The 17,089-nt window shown below is 76.6% G+C and carries 13 protein-coding genes; 8 read left to right on the top strand and 5 right to left on the bottom strand.

Going from position 1 to position 17,089, the window contains the following annotated elements:
* Positions 1 to 7 precede the first annotated feature (7 nt).
* The 5 genes from ACWIX7_RS01415 (at position 8) to ACWIX7_RS01395 (ending at position 7,963) form a co-directional block, all read left to right on the top strand.
* The gene (locus ACWIX7_RS01415; RefSeq protein WP_448619846.1) at positions 8 to 3,799 is read left to right on the top strand and encodes a DNA polymerase III subunit alpha; all 3,792 of its coding nucleotides are present in this window, start codon (positions 8 to 10) and stop codon (positions 3,797 to 3,799) included.
* Between the two features lie 200 nt (positions 3,800 to 3,999).
* The gene (locus ACWIX7_RS01410) at positions 4,000 to 4,479 is read left to right on the top strand and encodes a VOC family protein (protein ID WP_448619845.1); all 480 of its coding nucleotides are present in this window, start codon (positions 4,000 to 4,002) and stop codon (positions 4,477 to 4,479) included.
* A gap of 149 nt (positions 4,480 to 4,628) precedes the next feature.
* Entirely contained in the window at positions 4,629 to 5,381 is a 753-nt protein-coding gene (locus ACWIX7_RS01405; RefSeq protein WP_448619844.1) for a class I SAM-dependent methyltransferase, read from the top strand.
* A complete protein-coding gene (locus ACWIX7_RS01400; RefSeq protein ID WP_448619843.1) occupies positions 5,381 to 6,619 on the top strand; it encodes an alkaline phosphatase family protein in 1,239 nt (412 codons plus the stop codon). The genes ACWIX7_RS01405 and ACWIX7_RS01400 overlap by 1 nt, the downstream gene beginning before the upstream one ends.
* A gap of 102 nt (positions 6,620 to 6,721) precedes the next feature.
* On the top strand, positions 6,722 to 7,963 hold the full coding sequence (locus tag ACWIX7_RS01395; protein WP_448619842.1) for a serine hydrolase domain-containing protein: 1,242 nt from the start codon (positions 6,722 to 6,724) through the stop codon (positions 7,961 to 7,963).
* An 8-nt stretch (positions 7,964 to 7,971) separates the two neighbouring features.
* On the opposite strand, the gene ACWIX7_RS01390 is transcribed toward ACWIX7_RS01395, so the two are convergent.
* From ACWIX7_RS01390 to ACWIX7_RS01380, 3 genes are all read right to left on the bottom strand, one after another.
* Complete coding sequence (locus ACWIX7_RS01390) at positions 7,972 to 8,913, bottom strand: sucrase ferredoxin (RefSeq protein ID WP_448619841.1); 942 nt, start codon at positions 8,911 to 8,913, stop codon at positions 7,972 to 7,974.
* Between the two features lie 173 nt (positions 8,914 to 9,086).
* The gene (locus ACWIX7_RS01385) at positions 9,087 to 10,085 is read right to left on the bottom strand and encodes a cupin domain-containing protein (protein ID WP_448619840.1); all 999 of its coding nucleotides are present in this window, start codon (positions 10,083 to 10,085) and stop codon (positions 9,087 to 9,089) included.
* Between the two features lie 308 nt (positions 10,086 to 10,393).
* Complete coding sequence (locus tag ACWIX7_RS01380; protein ID WP_448619839.1) at positions 10,394 to 10,660, bottom strand: BatC protein; 267 nt, start codon at positions 10,658 to 10,660, stop codon at positions 10,394 to 10,396.
* Between the two features lie 255 nt (positions 10,661 to 10,915).
* Between ACWIX7_RS01380 and dinB the strand changes: the two genes are divergently transcribed.
* From dinB to ACWIX7_RS01365, 3 genes are all read left to right on the top strand, one after another.
* Entirely contained in the window at positions 10,916 to 12,085 is a 1,170-nt protein-coding gene (gene dinB / locus ACWIX7_RS01375) for a DNA polymerase IV (protein ID WP_448619838.1), read from the top strand.
* Positions 12,086 to 12,317: 232 nt separating this feature from the next.
* Positions 12,318 to 12,728 (top strand): DUF3040 domain-containing protein, encoded by a 411-nt coding sequence (locus ACWIX7_RS01370; RefSeq protein ID WP_448619837.1) that lies wholly within the window; start codon positions 12,318 to 12,320, stop codon positions 12,726 to 12,728.
* A gap of 83 nt (positions 12,729 to 12,811) precedes the next feature.
* Entirely contained in the window at positions 12,812 to 13,150 is a 339-nt protein-coding gene (locus ACWIX7_RS01365; protein WP_448619836.1) for a hypothetical protein, read from the top strand.
* Between the two features lie 169 nt (positions 13,151 to 13,319).
* Here ACWIX7_RS01365 and ACWIX7_RS01360 read toward each other — a convergent pair whose 3' ends face one another.
* The gene (locus ACWIX7_RS01360) at positions 13,320 to 15,731 is read right to left on the bottom strand and encodes a transglutaminase-like domain-containing protein (protein WP_448619835.1); all 2,412 of its coding nucleotides are present in this window, start codon (positions 15,729 to 15,731) and stop codon (positions 13,320 to 13,322) included.
* Positions 15,728 to 17,089: a DUF58 domain-containing protein gene (locus tag ACWIX7_RS01355; RefSeq protein WP_448619834.1), complete on the bottom strand. Its 1,362-nt coding sequence runs from the start codon at positions 17,087 to 17,089 to the stop codon at positions 15,728 to 15,730. The genes ACWIX7_RS01360 and ACWIX7_RS01355 overlap by 4 nt, the downstream gene beginning before the upstream one ends.

Raw genomic sequence — 17,089 nt, 5'->3', positions numbered from 1 at the left:
CGTGCAGGTGAGCGACCCCTTCGTCCACCTCCACGTCGCCTCGGGCTACTCCATGCAGTACGGGGCCAACCACCCGGCCGACCTGGTCGAGCGGGCGGCCGAGCACGGCATGCGGGCCCTGGCGCTCACCGACCGCGACGGGCTCTACGGCGCGGTGAAGTTCGCGCTGGCCTGCCGGGCGGCCGACGTGCGGCCGCTGTTCGGGGTGGACCTGGCGGTGACGCCCTCGGTGGACTCGACGGTCCCGCCGGCCCTGGCCCCCGTGGTCGGCGGTGCGCACTCGGCGCAGCGGGCACGGGCTCGTCGGCCGGGCCCGCCGGACGACGCACCCGGCCGCACCGGACGCCGCTCGCCGGCCCGCGGCGGGGCGAGCGTCGACCCGCGGCTGCCGCGGGTCACCTTCCTGGCCCGGGACGGCGCGGGGTGGCGGTCGCTGTGCCGGCTGACCAGTGCCACCCACCTGCGTGGCGCGCGCGGGGAGCCGGTGAGCTCGCTGGCGCTGGCCGCCGAGCACGCGCCCGGGCTGGTGGCCCTGCTGGGCCCGGACTCCCCGGTGGGCCGGGCGCTGGCCGCCGGGCGGGCCGACGTGGCCTCCGCCCGGCTGGCCGCCTGGCGCGCGGTGTTCGGCCCCGGCTCGCTGGTGCTCGAGGTCGTGCACCACCGCGGCCGGGGCGACCGCTCCCGGGCGCAGGCGCTGCTGCGCTTCGCCGCCGCGGAGGGGGTCCCGGCGGTGCTGACCAACGCGGTCCGCTACGTCGACGCCCTCGACGCGCCCACCGCCGACGTCCTGGACGCGGCGCGCCGGCTGGTCCCGCTGGACACCCGGCACGTCGACCGGCGCACCGCCGAGGGCTACCTGAAGTCGGGCAAGGAGATGGCCGAGGTCGCCGAGGACCTCGTCGGCCCCGACCGCGACGCGGCGCTCCGGTTGCTGGAGCGCACCGCCCGGCTGGCCGAGCAGTGCACGGTCGACGTCCGGGCCGACCTCGGCGTCGGCACCGTGCGCTATCCCGAGCTCGACGTGGTCACCACCCCGGCCGAGCAGGGGATGGGCCCCTCGGCGGTGCTGCGCGCCCGCTGCGAGGCCGGGCTGGGCCGGCGGGGGATGCCCCGGAACGCGGAGGTGGCCCGGCGGCTGGACGACGAGCTGGCGGTCATCGACGCCCTCGGCTACCCGTCCTACTTCCTCACCGTCGCCGACGTGGTCGACCTCATCAGGAGCCTGAGGGTCCGGGCGGCGGCGCGGGGGTCGGGCGCCGGCAGCCTGGTCACCTACCTGCTGGGCATCTCCGACGTCGACCCGATCCGGTACGGCCTGCTGATGGAGCGCTTCCTCTCCCCGCTGCGCCACCAGCTGCCCGACGTCGACATCGACGTGGAGTCCGCCCGCCGGATGGAGGTGTACGACGCGGTCATCGACCGCTTCGGTGCCCACCGGGTCAGCTGCATCTCGATGATGGACACCTACCGGGTGCGGCACGCCGTCCGCGACGTCGGCGCCGCGCTCGGCCTGCCGCCGGCCGAGGTGGACGCGGTCGCCAAGGCCTTCCCGCACATCCGGGCCAACCAGGTGCACGCCGCGCTCAAGGACCTCCCGGAGCTGCGGGCCAGCCGGCTGGGCTCGCGGCGCGGTGGCGGAACCGGCGACTTCGACCTGCTCTTCGACCTGGTCGCCCGGCTCGACGGGTTGCCCCGGCACATCGCGCTGCACCCGTGCGGCGTGCTGCTCTCCGACGCCACGCTGCTCGACCGCACCCCGGTGGAGAACAGCTACCTGGGCTACCCGATGAGCCAGTTCGACAAGGACGACGTCGAGGAGCTCGGGCTGCTCAAGCTCGACCTGCTCGGCATCCGGATGCAGTCGGCGATCGCGCACGCCCTCGACGAGGTGGCCCGGGTCGACGGCGAGACCGTCGACATCGACGCGATCCCGCGCGACGACCCGACGACGTTCGAGCTGATCCGCAGCACCCGGACCCTCGGCATGTTCCAGATCGAGTCGCCGGGGCAGCGGGAGCTGGTCGGCAAGTTCGGGCCGGAGACGTTCGAGGACATCGTCATCGACATCTCGCTGTTCCGGCCCGGTCCGGTCAAGAGCGACATGGTCACGCCGTTCCTGCTGGCCCGGAACGGCTGGCAGGACCCGGTCTACCTGCACCCCGACCTCGCGCCGTTCCTCGAGCAGACCGCCGGTGTCGTGGTCTTCCACGAGCAGGTGCTGCAGATCGTGGCGCAGATGACCGGCTGCGACCTGGCCCAGGCCGACGAGGCCCGCCGGGCGCTGGGGGACCGGGAGCTGCACCCGGAGGTGCGCGCCTGGTTCATGCCGGAGGCGGTGCAGCGCTATCCGGTGGAGGTGGTCGAGCAGGTGTGGGAGGTGCTGGTCGCCTTCGGCTCCTTCGGCTTCTGCAAGGCCCACGCCGCGGCGTTCGCGCTGCCCACCTACCAGTCGGCGTGGCTGAAGACCCACCACCCGGCGGCCTTCCTCGCCGGGGTGCTCACCCACGACCCGGGCATGTACCCGAAGCGGCTGATCCTCGACGACGCCCGCAACTTCGGCGTCCGGGTGCTGGGCCTGGACGTCAACGCCTCGGCCGGCACCTACCGGGTCGAGCGGCTCGGGTCCGCGCCTGACCTTGAGGGTGGACCTGAGGTCGAGGGTTGGGGCTGGACGCGGCCGGAGTGGATGCCTGCGGCGATGCCCGACCCGTCCCGCTACGGCATCCGGCTGTCCCTGGCCGACGTGAAGGGCATCTCCGCCGACGAGGTGGAGCGGGTCGTCGCCGGGCAGCCCTACCGCTCGCTCACCGACTTCTGGCACCGCGCGTCGGTGTCCCGGCCGGTGGTGGAGCGGCTGGTGCTGGCCGGCGGCTTCGACTCCCTCTACGGATTCGGGGTCCGCGACCGCGAGGCCGGCCGGCCCACCCGCAGCCGCCGGCAGGTCACCCGCCGCGACCTGCTGCTGCAGGTCGGCGAGCTGGACCGGTGGAGCCGCAGCGGCGCGAAGGCCGCCACGACCGGGCAGCTCAGCCTCGACCTCATGGGGCTCGAGTTGCCCGGCGAGGAGGTGGAGGAGCCCGGGCTCAGCTGGGCCGAGGGCAGCGGGCTGCCGGAGTTCACCGACGCCGAGCTGGTGCGCGCCGAGCTGGAGGTGCTCGGCCTGGACGCCAGCCGGCACGTCGTCGACTTCTACCGGCCGTTCCTCGCCGCGATCGGTGCGGTGCCGGCCGGTGAGCTGCTCTCCAGCCGCAGCGGCGCCGAGGTGCTGGTCGCCGGGGTCAAGGTGGCCACCCAGACGCCGCCGATCCGCTCCGGCCGCCGGGTGGTCTTCGTGACCCTCGACGACGGCACCGGCTGCACCGACTCCACCTTCTTCGAGGACGCCCAGGGTCCCTACGCCTCGACGGTCTTCCACTCGTGGCTGCTGGTGGTCCGCGGGGTGCTGCGCCGTACCGGCCCCCGGGGGGTCTCGCTGCGGGCCACCGGCGCGTGGGAGCTGCCGGCGCTGCACGAGGCCTGGGAGACCGGCGGGCCGGAGGCGGTGGCCGAGCAGATGGCCGCCCCCGGGGAGTACACCGAGCAGTCCATCGCCGGCGCGGCGGCCTCGCGCGGGTCGCGGCCGGTGGTGGTCAAGCCGGTGCTGGTGCACCCCACGGGCTTCCGGATGTCGCCCTACGCCGACATCAAGCCGGCGGGGGAGGACGCCATGACCGTGGCCCGCCGCGACGCCACCCGCCGGGGGACGTCCTCGCCGCCGCGCAAGCTGTGGCACTCCAGCCCGGGCAGCTCCGGCCACTGAAGGGACGACTCCGTCCTCCTCACCGCTGGCAGGCTCGCGGTGAGGAGGACGGGGCCGGGCCGCAGCGGGGCCAGCGGGACCTCCCAAGGAGCTGCCGGTGCACTCGCGCGCCGGCGACCGATGACCTGCGGGTGGGACGGCGGTCTACTCCTCGACGCCGCAGTCGACCGTCCCGCCCGACCACCCGAGAGGACACCCCGATGCCCAAGCAGATCCCGTGCCTGTGGTTCGACGGCGCGGCCGAGGAGGCCGCCGCCCACTACACCTCGATCTTCCCGAACTCCTCGATCGGCGAGGTCACCCGCTACGGCCCCGACATGCCGATGCCCGAGGGCACCGCGATGACCGTCTCCTTCACCCTCGACGGCCAGGAGTACGTCGGCCTCAACGGCGGCCCCCAGTTCCCGTTCACCGAGGCCATCTCCTTCCAGATCATGTGCTCCGACCAGGAGGAGGTCGACCACTACTGGAACCGCCTGACCGACGGCGGCGAGGAGAGCATGTGCGGCTGGCTCAAGGACCGCTTCGGCGTCTCCTGGCAGGTCGTGCCGACCGAGCTCACCACCCTGCTCAACGACCCCGACCCCGGCCGCGCCCGGCGGGCCACCGAGGCGATGCTGCAGATGCGCCGCATCGACGTCGAGGAGATCAGGCGGGCGGCCGACGGGGTCTCCGCGTGAGGGAGGACGCGGTCGCGCGGTGGTGATGTGCGCGGACGGCGCGTTCCCGGCTCGGGATGCGCCGCGAGCGCACACCGCTGTCGCCGCCGCTCGACGCACCCCCGCGAGGGCACCGGTGGCCGGGACCGACCGCCGCTAGGCTCCGACGGGTGCCGCCGTCTGCCCCCGCCTCCTCCGCCGCGGACCAGCTGCCCGCCCGCGCGGCCGCCGTCTGGGCCGCCCTCGACCCGCTCGTCGCGGCAGGCCACCCGTTGCGGGTCCTCGACGTCGGCGGCGGCAGCGGCAACTCCGCCGTCCGGCTGGCCCAGATGGGCCACGACGTCACCGTGGTCGACCCCAGCGCCGACGCCCTCGCCACGCTGAACCGGCGGGCCGAGACCGCTGGCGTCGGGCCCCGGGTGCACGGCGTCCAGGGCGACGGCGACCGGCTGCACGAGGCCGTGTCCACCGAGCCGGACGGCGGCTACGACCTGGCGCTGTGCCACTCGGTGCTCGAGGTGGTCGACGACCCCGCCACCACGCTGCGCGAGCTCGCCCGCGCCCTGCGCCCCGGCGGTACCGCCAGCGTCGCCTCGGCCAACCGGGCCGGCGCCGTGCTGGCCCGGGCGGTCGCCGGCCACCCGGTCGAGGCGCTGGCCCTGCTCGAGGACCGCGACCCCGCCCCGCGGCGCGCCCGCCGCCCTGCCCGCCGCCGCTTCACCCCCGACGACCTGCTCGCCCTGGTCGAGGCCGCCGGGCTGCAGCCGGGCACCTGGCGCGGCGTCTCGGTCGTCGCCGACCTGCTCGACGTCGCCTCCGGCGCCGACCCCGAGGCGGTCCGCCGGCTGGAACTGGCACTGGCCGGCAGCTCGCCCTACCGCGACGTCGCCGCCGGGCTGCACCTGCTCGCGACCCGTCCCTGATGGCTCTGCCCGCTCGGCCCCGTCCCGGGTCCCACCCCGAGCCTGCGAAGGGTGGGGAGGACGGGGTCCTCCAACTCCCCGTCGACCTCGCCCGGCCCGACTACGGCACGGCCACCCTCGCCGACGTCCTCCCCGGCGTCGCCACCGCGCTCGGCGTCCCCGTGGTACGCGGGGACCTGCCGCCCGACCCGCTCGACCTCACCACCGCGCTGGCCGGAGCCCTCAGGGTCGCCGTCCTGCTGGTCGACGGGCTCGGCGCCGACCTGGTCCGCGCCCACGCGGACATCGCACCCATCCTGGCCGGGCTCGCCACCCCCGCCGGCGACCTCTCCGCGCCCTGCCCCAGCACCACCCCCGTCAGCCTCACCACCCTGGGCACCGGCCTGCCACCGGGCAGCCACGGCGTCCTCGGCTTCGTCACGGCGGTGCCGGGGGAGGAGCGCACGCTCAACCACGTCCAGTGGACCGACGACCCCGATCCCGCCGTCTGGATGACTCGGCGCAGCGTCTTCGAGCAGGCCGCCGACGCGGGGGTCGAGGTCAGCGCCGTGGCGCCCTACGCGTTCCGCGGATCGGGGCTGTCGAACGTCGCCTACCGCGGCGCCCGCTACACCGGCACCGTGGGCGCCGGCGACCTGGCCGCCGTCCTGCTGGAGTCGCTGGCCGCCGCGCCGCGCACCCTCGTCTACGGCTACACCGCCGAACTGGACCTCACCGGTCACGTCCGCGGCGTCGACTCGGCCAGCTGGCGCGCCCAGCTGGCCCTCGTCGACCGGCTCGTCGAGCAGGTCGTCGACGGCCTGCCGGACGACGCCGCGCTGCTGGTCACCGCCGACCACGGGATGCTCGACGTCCCGCCGGGCACCCGGCTCGACCTCGACGCCACCCCCGAGCTCACCGAGGGCGTGCGGCTGCTCGCCGGCGAGCCGCGGGCCCGGTACCTGCACGCCGTCCCCGGCGCCGAGGCCGACCTGCTGGCGCGGTGGCGGGAGGTCCTCGGGGACCGCGCCTGGGTCGCGGGCCGCGACGAGGCCATCGCCAGCGGCGTCTTCGGCCCGGTGGACGACGACCTGGCCGGGCGGATCGGCGACGTCGTGGCGCTCGCCCGCGGCACCTGGGCGCTGACCGCCACGGAACGGGAGCCCGGCCCGAGCCGGCTGATCGGCTACCACGGCTCACTCACCGCGACGGAGCTGGCCATCCCGATGCTCGCCGCGCGGGGCCGCGCCCTGGCCTGAGCGCAGCGCGCCGGCGGCCGTTGACGGCACGGGTGGGCCGGACGACAGTGCCCGGCGTCCCGCGGTCGGCGCTGGACGTCCCCTCGCAGGGCGGAGCCCCCGATGACCGCTCGACACGCACGCCCCCGCCCCACCCGAGCCGGACTGGTCCTCGCGGTCCTCGCGGTGCTGGTCGCGACGGCCGGTCTCGTGGCCCCCGCCGCCGCGGCGGGTCCGGTCGCCGCCACCCCCGACCTGGCAGCCGACCTGCGGGCGGACCTGGAGCAGTACCTCCAAGAGCGTGGCGCGGCGGAGCACGTCTCGGCCGCCGCGCTGAGCGTCAGCCTCCCGGACCAGCTGGAGACGGTGGACGTCAGCGCCGGGACGACGGAGTTCGGCGGGTCCGTGCCGGTGTCGCCCGAGACGCTCTGGCAGGTCGGCAGCAACACCAAGGCGTTCACGTCGGTGCTCCTGCTGCAGCTGGAGGCGGAGGGCCGCCTCTCGATCGACGACCCCGTCGGCCGGTGGCTGCCGCAGTACCCGCAGTGGGCCGACGTCCCCATCCGCCGACTGCTGGACATGACCAGCGGCATCCCGACCTACGACGACCAGTCGGCCTTCCTGACCGACTACGCCGCCGACCCGCTCCGGGACTTCTCCGCGGAGGAGCTGGTCGACTACGCGGTCGGGGCCCCGGCCACCTCTGGGTACAGCTACTCCAACACCAACTACGTCCTCGCCGAGATGATCGTCGAGGAGGTGACCGGGACCGGCTACGCCAACCAGCTCTCCGCCCGGCTCCTCGTACCGCTGGGCCTGCGGGACACGTACTACCGCTCGCACCTCTACCCCCCGGGGGTCGCCGACCGCATGCCGGCCGGCTACTACTTCCGGACCAGCGATCCCGAGTGGTCCCCGCTGGTCGGACGGGACGTCAGCCGGGACTCCCTGTCCTGGGCGCGCGGCGCCGGCGCGGTCGTGAGCACGCCGGCCGACATGACCCTGTGGACACGCCTGCTGTACGATGGGTGGCTGCTGCCGCCGCAACAGCAGGCCGAGCTGCTGAGCCTGGTCTCGACGGCGACGGGGGAGCCCATCGAGGGGACGACCGCCGACGACCCGAGGGGGTTCGGCCTGGGGGTCGCCCAGATGACCGACGACCTGGGCACCTTCTGGTTCTACGAGGGCGAGACGCTGGGCTTCCGCTTCCTCCACGCCTACTACCCTGAGTCCGGGCTCATCCTCGCCATGGGGCTGAACAGCCGACCCGACGACGACCGGATCGGGGCCCTGGCGACGGCGGTGTACGACACGCTGGTCGCCCACGGGCTGGTCGAGGCGGCCCCGGTCGGTGCCGCGGCCTGAGCCCGGGCTCAGACGCCGGAGAGCAGCCGCACGTGCCAGGTGCGGCCGTGCGCGGGGTGCAGCGCCCGGCAGGTGAGCGGCGCGGACTCCTCCGACGGCCGGCTCTCCACCTCGGTCACGACGTCACCGTCCGGGCCGGCGAGGGTGACCACCCACCGCTCGACCTCGGCCCCGGCCGGGGTCAGCCGGCGCACGTCGCTCGGCAACAGGTCGTCGACCCCGAGCAGCGACAGCTCCGCCCGGACGGTGTGCTGAGCCGCCTGCACCGGCGCGGGCAGCCCGGAGCGGCCGCGCAGCCAGGGCAGCGCGACCCGGCCACCGGCGTGCGCCTCGACCAGCTCGGTGCCGTCCCCCGGCACCTGGCCGTAGTAGAAGCCGTGCGGCAGCACGAGCACGTTGCTGGCGAACCGGCAGCCGCCGAGGTGGCTGCACTCCCAGACGTCGTCGGCGGGCATCGTCCGGGCCAGCGGCCGCCCGCGCAGCGCGCAGCAGGCGTCGTGCCCGCCGTGCGCGCAGACCAGGTAGAGCGGCCGGTCGGCCCGCTCGCCGACCGACCCGTCCCACGGCACGTCGACCAGCTCGGCGTCGCTGTCGCGCACTGACCACCACACGCCCTCGACGCCCGGCCGGCCGTCGACGTAGGCCCAGCGGCGCTGCGAGTCGGCGAGCCGGTCGCCGGGACGGCGGACCAGCAGCACCCGCACCCCCTCGACCCGCGCCCGGTGCGTCAACTGCGGCGCGACGGCGGGGTCGAACCGGGACTGGGTGAGCGCGTCGGCGCCCCACGGCCCCGGCTGCTCGACCAGCAGCCAGCGCTGCGCCGGCGAGGCGGTGCCGATGCTGGAGTCGCCGCGGACCAGCGCCTGCACCGAGCAGCGGTCGGGGTCGAGCCGTCCCGCGGGTAGTCCGGGCGCTGCCGCGACCTGGCAGAAGTCGGCCGGAGCGGTCACGGCGTCACCCCGCTGGCGCTTGGATGGGTCGTGACCGGCGGTGCTGTGCACATGTGTGACCTCGCGAGCTCGGTCACGGTCCCTCCTCGCTGGCGCTCGGATGGGTCGTGACCGGCGGTGCTGTGCTCCTGCGTGACCTCGCGAGCTCGGTCACGTGCCGGGGTCCGCCCGGCTCACGATCCGTTCCCGGGCGCGTGCTCACGCCCCCCATGGTGCTCCGTGGTCGCACCGGGCACGGTGGCGATGGACTCGGTCACCAACCGGCGGGCCAGGGTGAGCTGGTCGGGGGTGTCGAGCCCCGGCAGGTCGGCGACCTTCAGCTCGCCGGCGGCCAGCAGCTCGGCCACGGCCGGCCGGGTCTCGGCGGGCAGCTCGAGGGAGCGCCGTCCGGCGAGCAGCGTCACCCGGCCGCCGGCGGCCTCGCGCAGCCGGCAGCGCAGCCGGCGGCGCAGCCGCAGCACGGTGTCGGGGGAGAGGGCGGCGGCCGCGGTCGCCTGGGCCAGCGGCGCCACCGGCTCGGGGCGGACCTGCGACCAGGTGCGTGCCCGGAGCCGGTCGGCGACCTCGGCGGGATCGACGCGGTCGAGCCAGCCCTTCAGCGCGGTCACGACCGTCGCGACGTCGTCGGCCACCGCGGCCGGGTCGGCGAGGTCCACGCCCAGCGGCAGCGAGCGGCGCAGCTCGGGGTCGTCGGCGGCGAGCACGCGGACCAGGTCCAGCGCGCTCTCCGCGGCCGCCCAGCGGGTCACCGAGTGGATCCCGACGGTCAGGTGCGCGCTGATCGAGCCCAGCGCGGTCGCCGAGTGCAGGTAGCCGCGGGGCAGGTAGAGGGCGTCACCGGGGCGCAGCACCGCGTCGATCACCGGCTCGCGCTCGGCGGCGGCGGCCACCGCGGCGGCCCGGTCGTTCCACGGCTGGGTGCGCAGCGGGTCGGTCAGCACCGGTTCGTGGATGCGCCAGTGCTTCTCGCCGGCCACCTGCAGGACGAACACGTCGTGGACGTCGTAGTGCGGGGAGAACCCGCGCGAGGACGGCGGGGTGACGTAGGCGTTGACCTGCGTCGGGTGGCCGAGGTCAGCGGCCAGCTGGTCGGCGAACTCGATCAGCGGCGGCCAGAGCCGGTGCAGCCCCTGCAGGACGACGGTGCTGCCGTCGGCGAACAGCCGCAGCACCGCGTCGGAGGAGACCTGGTCGGCGACCTCGGCACCGGCGCCTCCTGAGGTCGTGAAGCGCTTGGCGTCGACGACCGCGCCGTCCTTGGCGATCCGCAGGAACGGGGTGCGCAGCCCGCGGCGGGACAGCAGCTCGTCGACCGCGGCGAGGTCGAGCAGGTCGTCGAAGGAGCCGCCGGTCTCCTCGGCGCGGGTCAGCAGCGGCCGGCGGGCCCAGTGCTCCTCGGCGAAGACCCGTGGGTCCAGAGCGGTGCACCGCCGCAGGGCCGGCCGGTCGTCCGGCCGGCCCTGCGCGGTGTGGTCCTCGGTCAGGCGGAACCGTCCGCGCCGCCGTCGGCCCCGCCGTCCGCGCCACCATCGGCACCGCCATCGGCACCGCCGTCCGCGCCGCCGTCCGCGCCGCCGTCGGCCCCGCCGTCCGAACCGCCACCGACGGCGCCGCCGTCGGCGGGGCCGTGGCCGGCGCCGCTGTCGGCACCGCCGTCCGCGCCGCCGTCGGAACCGCCACCCGCCGCGCCGCCGTCGGCCGGGCCGTGGCCCTCGGTGCTGGTCATGTCGTCGTCGTCGAGAGCCATGGGTCTCCCATCACGTGGGGTCCGGGTCGCCGGCCGGCGACCTCCGAGGGGTGCTGTACCTCTCGCATCCTGCTCTCACACACCCGCCCGGACCAGCGGTGACGGGCTGTCGGCAACGTCTGGGTCACGGCGCCGCGTCGAGGTGCCGCCGGGGGTCCGCGGGCGTTAGCGTCCTCCGCGAGTCGAACACGCGTTCGAGCAACGGGGAGGGGTCGGGTGTCGTCGGGGTCGTCGTCCCGTGCTGCTGGCTGCACCGTGCTGCACGTCGACATGGACGCGTTCTTCGCCAGCGTCGAGGTGCGCCGCCGGCCGGAGCTGGCCGGGACGCCGGTGATCGTCGGCGGGGCGGGCAACCGCGGGGTGGTCACCTCGGCGACCTACGAGGCGCGCCGCTACGGGGTGCACGCGGCGATGCCGACGTCCCGCGCACTGCGGCTGTGCCCGACGGCGACGGTGCTGCCGGGGGACATGGCGCTCTACACCGAGGTGTCCCGCTCGGTCATGGCGCTGTTCCGCTCGATCACCCCGCTGGTGGAGCCGCTGAGCCTGGACGAGGCCTTCCTCGACGTGTCCGGCGCCGGGCGGCGGCTGGGCGACGCCGCCGAGATCGGCGAGTACCTGCGCGCCCGCGTCTTCGACGAGCAGGGCATCACCTGCTCGGTCGGCGTGGCCGGCACCAAGTTCGTCGCCAAGCTCGCCTCCACCGCCGCCAAGCCCGACTGGCTGCTGGTCGTCCGGCCGGCCGAGGTCATGGGGTTCCTGCACCCGCTGCCGGTCGGGGCCCTGTGGGGGGTGGGCGCCAAGACCGAGGAGGTGCTGCTGCGGCTGGGGCTGCGCACCGTCGGCGACCTCGCGCACGTGCCGGTGCGCACGCTGCAGCGGGCGGTGGGCCCGGCGGCCGGCGCGCACCTGCACGAGCTGTCCTGGGGGCGCGACCCGCGCCGGGTGGTGCCCGACGAGCCGGAGCGGTCGACCGGGCACGAGGAGACCTTCGGCACGGACGTCGACGACCCCGCCGTCATCCACCGGGAGCTGCTGCGGCTGGCCGAGCGGACGGCGGGCCGGCTGCGCTCGGCCGGCTGGCTGGCCCGCACGGTGACGATCAAGGTCCGCTTCGCCGACTTCGCCACGATCACCCGCAGCCGCACCCTCGACGTCCCCACCGACGTCGGGCAGGAGCTCTACGACACCGCCCGTGCCCTCTTCGACGCCCTCGGCCTGGACCGGGCCCGCATCCGGCTGGTCGGTGTGCGCGCCGAGCGCCTGGTGCCGGCCGGGGAGACGCCGCGCCAGCTCGAGCTGGGCGCCCGGGAGCACGGCCGCCGGGAGGCCGAGCTGGCCGCCGACCGCGCCGCCCGCCGGTTCGGCGCCGGCGCGGTGCGCCCGGCGACGCTGCTGCACCGAGACGGACAGCGCACCCGGTGAGCCGGACGCGGCGCCGGGGGACACGCCCGACGAGGTCGCTCCCCACCGGGTGGCGGGAACTCCGGCGGCGCCCCGTTCGTCTCCCCGCAGACACCGCGGGCCACCCGCCGGGGTGATCACGGCGAGCCCGGCGCGGCCCGCCTTTCGCACCCCGCGCAGGGCTCGTATCCTCGGTGTCACCGACGGCGGGCACCGCCGTCGGGTCTTGGCTTTGGCCCACGTGGAGGTCGACGTGCCGCTCTCCGAGCACGAGCAGCGACTGCTGGAGCAGATCGAGCGCGCCCTCGTCGATGACGATCCGAAGTTCGCCTCGTCGGTCCGCTCCGGTGACCGTCGCGGCAAGGCCCGTCGCAAGCTGCAGCTGGGCGCCCTGCTGTTCGTGCTGGGCATGGCCGCGCTCATCGGCGGCGCGGTGATCCCGTCGGTGCCGCTGGGTGCCCTCGGCTTCTTGGTCGCCTTCGGCGGGCTCGCCCTCGCCGTCCTGAACTACCGCTCGGCCACCGGCGCCGTCGAGGCCGGCCCCGGCGCCCCGGCCGGCAGCACGGCCTCCGGCCGGGGCGGTCGCGGTCGCGCCGGCAAGGTCCGCCGGCAGCCGCTGAAGAACCGGCTCGAGGAGCGCTTCCGCCGCCGCTACGACCAGTAGCCCGCAGCTCCGCACGACAGCCGCCGTCCCTCCCGGACGGCGGCTGTCGTCGTTCCTGGCCCCGACTCCCCGCAGGAGGCACCGTGACCGACCCCGACACGACCGCCGTCTGGGACGACCTCGCCGCCGGCGGCGGCCTGTGGGCCTGGGGCGACGAGGACGGCGTGGCCCCGTGGACCGACGGCGACGGGCACGACGTCGTCCCCCTGTGGACCACGGCGGACCGGGCCGAGGAGGAGGCGATGTCCGACGCCGAGCCCGGGGAGGGACCGGTGTTCCTCGACGTCGAGGCGCTGCTCGACGCGATCCCCGAGTGGGTGGCCGCCGGCGTCCGCGAGGCGGGGCTGCAGTCCGAGGGTGGCCGGTTCACCCTCACCGTGCCGCTGACCGAGCTGACCGAGCGGCTGCTGCGCCTGCAGTAGAAGGGCCCCCAGAAGGACCCCCAGAAGGACCCCGTCCTCCTCACCGCTCGCAGGCTCGCGGCGAGCCTATGGACGGGGCCACACGCCCTCGCAGGCTCGGGGCGGTGCCCTGGACGGGGCCGCCCTGCGCAGGGGCCAGATCAGGCGGGCCGGTCGACCGGGTCCTCCTTCAGCCGCGCAGCGCCGTCCGACCGCCCCACCGGAGCCGGGGCAGGGCCGCGCGCAGCCCCGCCACCAGGGACGGCGGCCAGAGCAGCGCGCGCAGCCGGGCACCCCGCGGCGCCGCGGCCAGCAGCCCGCGGCGGGCGGTGGCCAGGGCGGCGCGCAGCTCCGGGCCGGCGACGGGGACGCTGCCGGGGCGGGCGTAGCTGGCCGCCTCCTCGGCCCGGGCCAGCCGGGTGACCGCGGCGGCCACCCCGGAACCGGCCTCCGCGCGCCGGCCCGGCCGGTGCGCGCCGCCGCCGGGCTCGGCCGCCTCGGCCAGGGCCTCGGCCACCTGCCGCGGCGTCCGGGTGGGGTCGGCGGTCCGGCCGAGGTCCAGCGCGGTGGCGGTGAGCTCGTCCCACAGCGCCGCCGCACTGCCGGCGGCCAGCCGGCGGCGGCGCTGCAGCACCCGCAGCCCGGCCGGCACCGCCACCAGCGCCAGGACGGCGAGGACGACGCCCGCGGTGCGCAGGGTGGCCGGCACCCACGAGTCGGCCTGCTGCGGCGTGGCCTGCGGCACCGGCGCGCCCTGGGGCGTCGGCTGGGCCTGCGGCGTCGGGACCGTCGGGGCGGGCGCAGGCGCGGGAGTCGGGTCGGTGCGCGGGTCGACCTCCAGGTCCTGCGGCCGCGGCGCCCACGGCAGCTCGACGGCGCGGTCGGTGTCGATCGGGGTCGGGTCGTAGGGGACCCAGCCCAGGTCGTCGAAGTAGACCTCGACCCAGGCGTGCGCGTCGTTGTTGGTGATCAGCCGGCTGCCGTCGGGCTGCACCGTCCCGGGGGTGTAGCCGAGCACCACCCTCGCCGGGACGCCGGCCGCCCGGACCAGCGCTGCCATCGCCCCGGCGTACTGCTCGCAGTAGCCCTGCCGCAGCCGCAGGAAGTCCGCCAGGTCGTCGCCGCTGGTGCCCGGCGCGGTGGACAGCGAGTACTCGTAGCCGTTGGCCGGGTCGGTGAAGTGCTCGTAGACGGCCTGCACCCGCTCGTAGGGGGTCTGCGTCCCGGCGGTCAGCGTGGCGACCAGCTCGTCGACGCTCGGGTCGAGGTCGGGCAGGGCGGTGTAGCGCTGCACCAGCGGCAGCTCCGGCGGCAACGGACCGGCCTCGGCGAGTTCCTCGGCGGTGGGGCGCGGCTCGATCGCCGCGACCGACCAGGTCTGCCCGGCCGTCGACACGTCGCGGCCGAACACCGTGCCGGTGCCCGGGTCGAAGCGCCAGCGGTCGGGTTCGGCCACGTCGACCGCCTCCGGCGCGTACAGCACCGGGAGGAAGCGGTCCTCGTGGCCCAGGGCGGTGACCAGCGCGTCGACCGGCCGGCCCCCGCGCCGCCCCGGGAGGGCGGCCAGCTCGGCCTCGTCGGCGACGTCGCTCTCGCCGTCGAGGTTGCCGATCGTCCAGCCCTCCGCGGCGTCGTAGACCTCCAGCGCGACGACCCGCAGGTACCCGGGGTCGGGCACCGAGGCGTTGAGCTGCAGCAGGTCGACCGGCTCGTCGCGGGTCAGCTGGCCCTGCAGGGCTGCGGCCGGGTCGAGGGCGGTCCCCGTCGAGCCGCCGCCTCCACCGGGGCCGAAGCCGCCTGAGAAGCTGCCCTCGGTCAGCGTGGGGACGACGGCGCCGACCACCAGGCCGAGCACCACGGCCGCAGCCCCGGTCCGGACGGCGGTCAGCGTCCCGGCCCCCAGCAGGGGACGCCGTCCCTCCGGCGAGCGCCGGCCCTCCGGCGAGCGCCGGCCCAGCCGCCGGTGCTGGTCGGCGAAGAGCAGCAGTGCCAGCCCCGCGGCCGGCGCTGCCACCGGCAGCACGCCGATCGACCCGGTCACCGTGCTCACCGGCACGCAGAACAGGACCAGCAGCCCCAGCCCGGCCAGCGCCGGCTGGCGCGCGCCGACGGCGACCAGGTCCACGGCGACGGCCACCAGGCCGGCCAGCAGCGTGGTGAGGGCGACCAGCCCGGTCAGCGGCAGTGCGGGCGTGGCCTGCTCGGCCATCTCCACCGTGCCCTCGGCCATCACCGTGCCGAGGTCGCCGAGGCTGCCGCCGGTGGGCAGCCAGCCGCCCCACCCCTGGTCCGGGGCGAACAGCGCGGTGAGGACGCAGGCCAGCACGACCAGCTGGCCGGCCGGGACGGCGAGGGTGACCAGCGCGGTCCACCAGCCGGGGGCCGCGCCGTCGGGGGTCAGCCGGTCGGCCAGCGCGGCGCCGGCCACCCGCAGCAGCAGGCCTCCCGCGGCGACCGCGGCGACCGCCGCGAGCACGGGCGGCCGCCAGTCGCCGTCGGTGAAGACCGGCACCAGCGCGGAGGTGCCCAGGGCCGTGGCGGCCGCGGCGGCCAGCGTCGTCCCGGCGTCGCGCAGCAGGTCGCGCGCGGTGTCGCCGCTCACCGGACGCCGACCTGCAGGACGCCGGGCCGCGCCACCTGGGCCCACACGTCGGCCACCGTGTCGCCGGCGCCGGCGACCGCCACCTGCCAGCCGCCGGCGCGCAGCAGGTCCGCTGCCGCCTCCTGCTGACGGGTCAGCTCCGCGCGCGCCCCCGCGCCGACCGGCCGCCGGCGGCGGGCGGCCTCGACCTCGGCCCAGCTGCCGATGTCGGTGAGGACGGCGAGGTCGGTGGCCGGGCCCGAGCGCACCCGCACCAGCTCGGCGGCCTCGTCCGGGCCGACCGCCCCGAGCAGCGCGACGACCGGGCCCTCGCCGGCCGCACGGGTCAGCAGTCCCAGGCCGGGGCCCAGGCCGGCCAGCCGGGACGGCGCCACCCCGGCGAGCCGGTCCAGCAGCTCCTCGCCGCTCAGCCCCCCACCACCCGGCCCCGCGCCGGTCAGCTCGGCGCCCTCGGTGACGACCCGCAGCGTGGCGCCGCGCGCGAGCAGCTCGGTGCCGATGCTGGCCGCCGCCTCGACGAGCCACTCGAAGCTGTCCGGCGGTGGCGTGTCCGGGCCGGGAGGGGCAGCCCGGCGGTCGGCGGGCTGGGGACGGGAGACCAGGTGGGCGCGGGCCCGGGTGTCGAGCAGCAGGGTCGCCTGCGCGCGCCACGGCCGCTCCTCCAGCCGCACCATCAGCTCCCCGGTGCGCGCGGTCGCCCGCCAGTGCACCTTCCGCAGGTCGTCACCCTGCCGGTAGGGCCGGGTGCTCACGTCGTCCTCCCCGTGGACGGCGAGCGAGCGGCGCACGCCCGAGCCGCCGGCGCCGTGCCCGCCCCCCGGGCCGCCGGGGCCCAGCGGCACCACCCGCGGCACCACGACGAGCGCGGCGCTGTCGGCGCCCACGACGCTGCGCAGCACCAGGCCGAAGGGGTCCACGAGCCGCAGCTTCAGAGGTCCGAGCCGGTAGCGGCCGCGTCGTCCGCCGTGCACCCGGTAGTGCAGCGTCGTGGAGCGGCCGCCGGGCAGCCGGTCCACGACGAACTGCGGGGTCGGTCCCAGCTCCTTCGGCAGGGTCTCGGCGAGCAGCCACAGCCCGCCGGTGCCGCGGCCGGCGTTGCTGAGCTCCAGCTGCACCTCGGCGTCCCGCCCGCGGGGCAGCCGGGCGGGGGTGACGGTGCGGCGGGAGGCGACCCGGAAGCGGTGCCGGGCGACGGCTCCGGCCGACAGCAGCGGCAGCGCCAGCACGAAGACCGCCACCTGCACCAGCGGCTGCTCACCCAGCAGCACGCCGAGCAGCAGCAGGGTGAGCCCGGCGGCGACCAGGCAGCGGCCGCGCAGCGTGAGGCTCGCCAGCGCGGTGGCGACCGGGCCGGCCAC

Source organism: Geodermatophilus sp. URMC 65 (assembly GCF_053502545.1).
This window is presented reverse-complemented; position numbering and strand designations above follow the sequence as displayed.